We start from the raw sequence: 6,229 nt of genomic DNA, 5'->3' as shown, positions 1-6,229 counted from the left end.
ATTACCATGCTGCAGTTGCAGCTTCGGAAGCTTGCTTACGCGATACCGTTGGATGGCGATAAATATCGGTAGCGGTTAAGTTTAACAATTTTATCAGCTCACCAATAAGTCATTTTAGAGAAACGTTTTACCTAACATTTACCGATTCGAAATTTAGAGTGACTATCCCTGTATCTGCGCTCCATCTAGCCCCTGCATGTACTTAGAATTGAAGTTTTGCAGGGCTTCCTTTGCTTGCTATATCTCTAAATGGGCAATAACCTGTCGATTGTAAACAGCTGGCTTTTATTGTAAATTACGAGCGATGGAGGAATCCTTCATACACACTTTGTAATTCAACACAATGCAAGGAAGAAACATGCAGAAAGGAATCATGCGATCTGTAGGTGCGAACGCCTGAAATCAGCGCGCCGACGTTAAACTTAATCAAATTCACCTCAATGCTAATAGCCAAAAAAATAGCACAAAGCTAGTAGAAGACAGCCTAATTGGAAGCAACACAATCAGCGCTATTAAAGAATTCCAACAAAAATCTGTCGGAATGAACAGCCCTGATGGACGCGTCGACCCAAATGGTAAAACCTTTCGTTATCTCACTATGTACATTGACACCAAAGAGCAGAACGCCGCAGAAGCCAGTGTACGGCTGCAGTCAAAGCACCAGCCAGTGGCGCCAGTCACCACGCAAACAATCCGTAGCAAAGCTGGGTTATCCCAACTGCTCGTAACCTACAAGGACATTCCGAAAGAGAGACAGCTGGTATCTGAATACAGCAAAAATGTAATCCGCCTAGCACTGAAAGAAGCAGGCATGGAGCATGCAGTAATAACATCGACTCTTCGATTTCCAGCCCACCAAGCATCCATTGTGCTGAAGAACGCCAAGATAAGCCTGCAGCGGCAAATTGACCTATACGGTTCAGCCGGCGACGAAGTGCTAGAAGTCTATCGGAAGCATAAAACTAAAAGCGACAATGAAATTATTGAACTGATGACCGATAAAATTCTCGAGCTAGCCAAGCAAAATAGACGTGTATCGTTGCATTGCGCACCCAAGGCAGATTATGAAAAACTGAATGTGATTGATATAGGGTTAAACTCGACAAGAGCTGTGAATAAGAATTTTTCTCTCCCGAAATTCACCAACGCGTGTAAATCCCTTCAAAAAGAAGGCTATATTGCTAAATTTATTGATGAAACAAGCAAAAGTAATTCTTACTGGCACCTTGAAATCAAGCCCAGCGGGAAAGCGATATCCGAGTACAACAAGCGCACAATTTTACTGCCAATTCGTTTTATTAATGGAGTTAGAGGAATATGCTAAATAAAGCCACGCTGTATTTAATACTGCTAATGTTGCCCATAAATGCATGTTCTGCTCAACCCATTCAAACTGGACAAGCGAAAGACTGTTCCTATCCGCATGCAGTAATAACTTCAATTACTCCAATTGAGAATGGAAGCGTACTCCCCGGAGTAAAAGGTAGAGACCCCTCAAGTTTAGAGCACACCGTCACTCACACTATCGAATACAAAAATGGCGACGTTACTGTGCTTGAGCAAAAATATTGCTCCATGTACAACTTCGAAGTCACATATCGTATAAAGCAATTGACTCAGCAAAGCTTTACAGCAGCGCTTAACAATATCGGCCAACTCATCCCGAAAGTTCAGCAAGATTACCGTTTGATCGCGCCACTCGAAATGATTGTCGATCGCGAAATGAATGAACATCAATTATCGATAGAGTCCGCTTTCACTCGCGGATTACCCCACATGGCTGCCAGGTCAGATAATAGTGTCGAGCACTTTATCCGCTTTCAGCCTGCGACAAGTGGCAACCAAGCCACCCTGACTTTTTACTTTGGTCTCGGTGGATCATAAACTCAATCTAATTTAAATCCTTAGCGGTACACACTAAATTAGAGTGTGTACCTATTTCCACCAAGTTAGCCTCTTCAAGCAATCAACGTTATTAAACCAAGGCGATCGGCACAATATCGGCTACGATTCAGACTTTCAGATTACAGCCTGCCCAGACGCATTTGAAGACATCCATATCACTCTACTAGCAAACTTCAACATGATTCCGCAGCGCGGATATTAAGAGCACATACTGCCCTATCACCCAAAAAGCAGAAACACTTTTCACGCCAACAAATGAGTATAGGTGGCACTTTGGTGTTTTCGGGAAGAAAAGTGCCCAAAGCGTTAGCGGCAGGGTGAAGCTAGCAGAAACCCTCAGCGCAAAGGATTGCGCTGCGGAGCCCCCATGATGGGTTTACGGCGAGTTTCAGCTGGCTTTACCCTGCCGTACTGCATTAACAATCGAGGACATGCACTCCAAGGAAAAACCTTATACCCAACTCCGCCTAAAAACCCCAACGACAAGACTAAAAAAACAACATACCCACTGTGCAATCAATTTACACGTTAAACGATGCGTCGCCATTTTTCATCAAAAACAAAAATCAACCCAAATCCATCAATGAGCATGCACCACCTTCCAAGCAATGTATTCAGAGGGCCGCAAACCGTAGCGCGCCAGCACTCCTTCGCGCAACCTGCGGAGCTCTTCGACAATCAGCGCATCTAGGACACCCACGTTATACCTACGACAGTACTGAGCAATCAAAAATAGTTCTACGATTCTTGGCGTATTGCTCTAAGACCGTGCTTGCCCCACTATCTTGTTATCGCGTCAGCAATAACAACTCAATCACCACCAAACTTGAGTTGAGTTGAGTTGAGTTGAGTTGAGTTGAGTTGAGTTGAGTTGAGTTGAGTATCCTGCGCCATTTTTTAGTGTATTGGCAATCGTACATTTTTTAACAGATTAATTCTTCGCTTGTGAATTAGAATGAGGAATGAATTTTCCGTGATTTTTGATGTTTAGGCTCATGCACAATAAAATCCATTTAAGTGGGAACTAGCTAAACACGACCTCAAGTATTCTGGTGAAATTGAATGTAGTTTATTTTTCTTCTGTTCGCATTAATCACTTGGCCTAATATTTCTAAAAATTGACATAATCGTAATAGGGTATTCAAATGAAAATAGTTACAATGATAGTGCTGGCATTAAGTACTTTACTGATGGGGTGTAGTGGTGAAACCGGTGAGGCCAAGGCTGAAACTAGGTCGGTAACCTTTGGTGGCAGTGAATACACAGTCCCTGAGTACGTCTTCGAGAATGAGCCCTTTAAGTATACCGTGTTGGAAAATGGTGAGCTGAAGGAGCTCTCTGGCTTGATCACCAAGCCCACGCTCGATGCTTGTTGCAATTTTTTTGTCGGTCTTGTCGACGGCGAAGCAAAATACATCAATATGCCTACATACGCCGAAGTGCCTTACGTAGGCCCGCCATTAACCCTGCCGGCTAATCAAACCCATGTAATTAAAGTCGCATTAAATACTGAACCTTTGAACTTCCTTTCAGATCAGATAGCTGACATAAGCTGGCAGCAGACGGCGGGGGAATCTAGTTACGAGACTGATGCTAGCGGGCTTAGCTTGAGCTTTGAGGCGCCCGAGGTGACAGAGATTGAACGATGGGTGTTCGCTGTAAAAGTGACAACCGTGCTGGGGCACACCTTTGAGCGAGAAAAGGTCGTATTTGTAGTGCCTCAAAATGATTGGTTAAGCGCAACGCAGGTATATCAAGGGTCCGATCGCTCAGAGATTGTTGTCCGTGAGAATAATTCGTTTGTCTATTTAGAGGAGGATTTACAAATTAAATCAGATGCTTATTATTTTAGTGAAGTTCTGGATCAACCAATCAAGCTGGTGGCGTCAGAAAATATTCAGGCTCATGTGGTGACTGAGGACAACCAGCTTAGGACTTATAGGAACGGTAACGAGTCAATTATCCTACAAGATTTCGGCAATATTACCGAAATGGTTGGTGTTGTGAGCGCTAGAACAACAACACTCATTGTTAATGAGGGGGGGGGAGTCTTTACCTCGTTCGCGGACTACCGTGTGGAGCTAAGCGATGCGGTTAGTGTTACACCTCAGCTATTACGCCACATATATTTGAATCAACAAGGCGAGATTGTGGATGAGCGCTCAGGTGTTACTTTGGCTGAGAACATACAGCAGCTCTCGGTGTTTGCCTACCTAACTGACGACGGGAGAGTGGGCATCATTGATTATGGTACAACCGGCTTAATAGAGGCCAGAGAGCTATCAGCTTTCAATCAATATAATGATTATACTTACGTCACGAGCCCTAATTTGGGTGAGAAGGCATATGGAAACACTGTTTTTGCTTTGCGAGAAAATAATACGGTTGTATCTAATGTTCGTTTGCCTCCCACCCTCGATAATATTATTCAACTGAGCGGCAGCAGCGCTCTTCACCGGGACGGTTGGGTCTATCACATGAATAGTTATAATTATGGGAATGAAGGGTTGCTGCCCAACCCGGTTAATCTCACTAAAGATGCCTTTGAGCGATTCCTGGATAGCCAGTAGAGTTATAGTAAATTAATAGCTTTGTAGATGGGCGCAATGCCAAATAAACGACCGAGGGTATATTTGTGGACACCCATATCAACCTGGGCGCACATCGAATAGATTTCGCAATACATAGCTACATACCGCCCTATATCTTCCAAAAAAGCAAAGTACTTATTTTGCTAACAAACCTTAAATGGCGCTATGGCGCCTAAAAAAATACAAATAAAGCGATATTAGAAATCCAAAAGCGGCAGAGTGAAGCTGGCTGGAACCTTCAAAGCCAGGAAGCCGATGTAGAGCGTATAGACGTTTAAAGGGATGTGAATGGTAAACATTGCAGGGAGCATAATGTCGAGAAATATTCACGGCGAGCTTCAGCCAGTTTTACTCTGCCGCTACTGCATAACACTTTCGAAGACATGCACATCATACTGAAGAAAATTTCTTTATTTTTTTACTGCGCATTAATACGAAGCTACATAGCACCTCAAAAACCAAAATCAAACCCGAATCCATTAATGAGCATGCACCACCTTCCAAGCAATGAATTCAGAGGGCCGCAAACCGTAGCGCGCCAGTACTCCTTCGTGCAGCCTGCGGAGCTCTTCGACAATCAGTGCCTGCACACTGGCTTGCTCACCCTCGGGAACTCGTTCTTCCACCGCTCGCTGAATACATAAAAGCGGGTCAAGCTTTGGCTGCGTGACAACTTCGCGGATGGTCTGCTTGATGACATTGCGCCAAAATAATCGAAGGGGATCGGGCTCTGCCAAGTCTTGCTTGATGGCCAGATATTCCTGCGTAGAACGCTCGTAAGCCCAGACGTAAATGTCACGTAGCAGCTCCACTCGGGTCATTTCGTACACACCTAAAATAGCGCGACTGTAGGCCTGCTCCGGTACATCCAAAAAAGTCAGCGGACAAAGGTTTACGCGGAATAGCGGTAAATTCGCGGCCAATCGCGAAGTGCGCTTATTGATGTCGGCAAAGGGCTGCAGATAGGGCAAATGCACCATCATAAAGAAGGATTGCTCAAACGGATCGGTGATCTGACTGGCTTTATCCAGGAGCACTTCCAGCATGCCTTCAATTTGCTGTGGTGTTGAGAGCGGGCGATAAACGCTTTTGCCAATATCGACGGCGTGATGGCGAATGCGGCCTTCGTCGGCGGGATTCGGCAACAAATTTTCCGCCAGCGCGCTGTGCAGATTCATCAGCGTATAGCGGTTGAATTGCGCACTATCGATATTTTCGACCATCAATTCGATTGCCGCTTTATGGTTCAGAATCATCTGTGTTTCGAGGGTAGCTTTGCCGCGCGCCGCCGTGCCATGCTCGATGAGCTCGCGTGTATCGAGCCGAGAATAAGTATTGCCCTCCAAGTGACTTGACGCCCACGATAAGTCGATCAGCAGCCGGTTAAGAATGGCGCGACTGTAAGTGCCTGCCGGCTTGTCAGCGTCAATCGTCCGACCCATTTTATGTATTGGCGGCGCAGCGACGCCGACAAATACCAGGTCTTATTAGGGAGGTAGCTATCGAGAAAATCTCTCTGATAACCTACCGGCTTGCGTGCCTCTGGAGGCTGGTTGATATAAGCCAGTATGTCTTGGCTATCGGCAGACAATGGAATGAAAGGCGGGAAGGTATCGACACTAGCGGCCAGTACACCGCAGCTCGCTTGAGCATCTATCCCAAAATAACGGCGAGCCCTACCTTCACCCAGCGCAGTCACTTGGCCGCTAGTAATCAGCTTTGCGATCAAGCGC

At 45.4% G+C, this 6,229-nt stretch carries 4 protein-coding genes and 1 pseudogene; 3 read left to right on the top strand and 2 right to left on the bottom strand.

The window, feature by feature from the left end; translation table 11 throughout:
- Window positions 1-541 precede the first annotated feature (541 nt).
- The 3 genes from AC3A8L_RS18945 (at window position 542) to AC3A8L_RS18935 (ending at window position 4,475) form a co-directional block, all read left to right on the top strand.
- On the top strand, window positions 542-1,324 hold the full coding sequence (locus AC3A8L_RS18945; protein ID WP_487963842.1) for a peptidoglycan-binding domain-containing protein: 783 nt from the start codon (window positions 542-544) through the stop codon (window positions 1,322-1,324).
- Window positions 1,318-1,884, top strand: a complete 567-nt coding sequence (locus AC3A8L_RS18940; protein ID WP_487963841.1) for a hypothetical protein — start codon at window positions 1,318-1,320, stop codon at window positions 1,882-1,884. Before AC3A8L_RS18945 ends, AC3A8L_RS18940 begins: the two co-directional genes overlap by 7 nt.
- Before the next feature lie 1,166 nt (window positions 1,885-3,050).
- Window positions 3,051-4,475 (top strand): hypothetical protein, encoded by a 1,425-nt coding sequence (locus AC3A8L_RS18935; protein WP_487963840.1) that lies wholly within the window; start codon window positions 3,051-3,053, stop codon window positions 4,473-4,475.
- Window positions 4,476-4,975: 500 nt separating this feature from the next.
- Here the strand turns inward: AC3A8L_RS18935 and AC3A8L_RS18930 are convergent, their stop codons facing one another.
- Window positions 4,976-5,842, bottom strand: a complete 867-nt coding sequence (locus tag AC3A8L_RS18930) for a Fic family protein (protein ID WP_487963839.1) — start codon at window positions 5,840-5,842, stop codon at window positions 4,976-4,978.
- A gap of 26 nt (window positions 5,843-5,868) precedes the next feature.
- A pseudogene (locus AC3A8L_RS18925) lies at window positions 5,869-6,229 on the bottom strand (hypothetical protein); the annotation flags it as partial.

It is taken from the genome of Marinagarivorans sp. (assembly GCF_982758155.1).
Note: the sequence above shows the minus strand (reverse complement) of the source record. Positions and strands in the feature narration are given on the sequence as shown.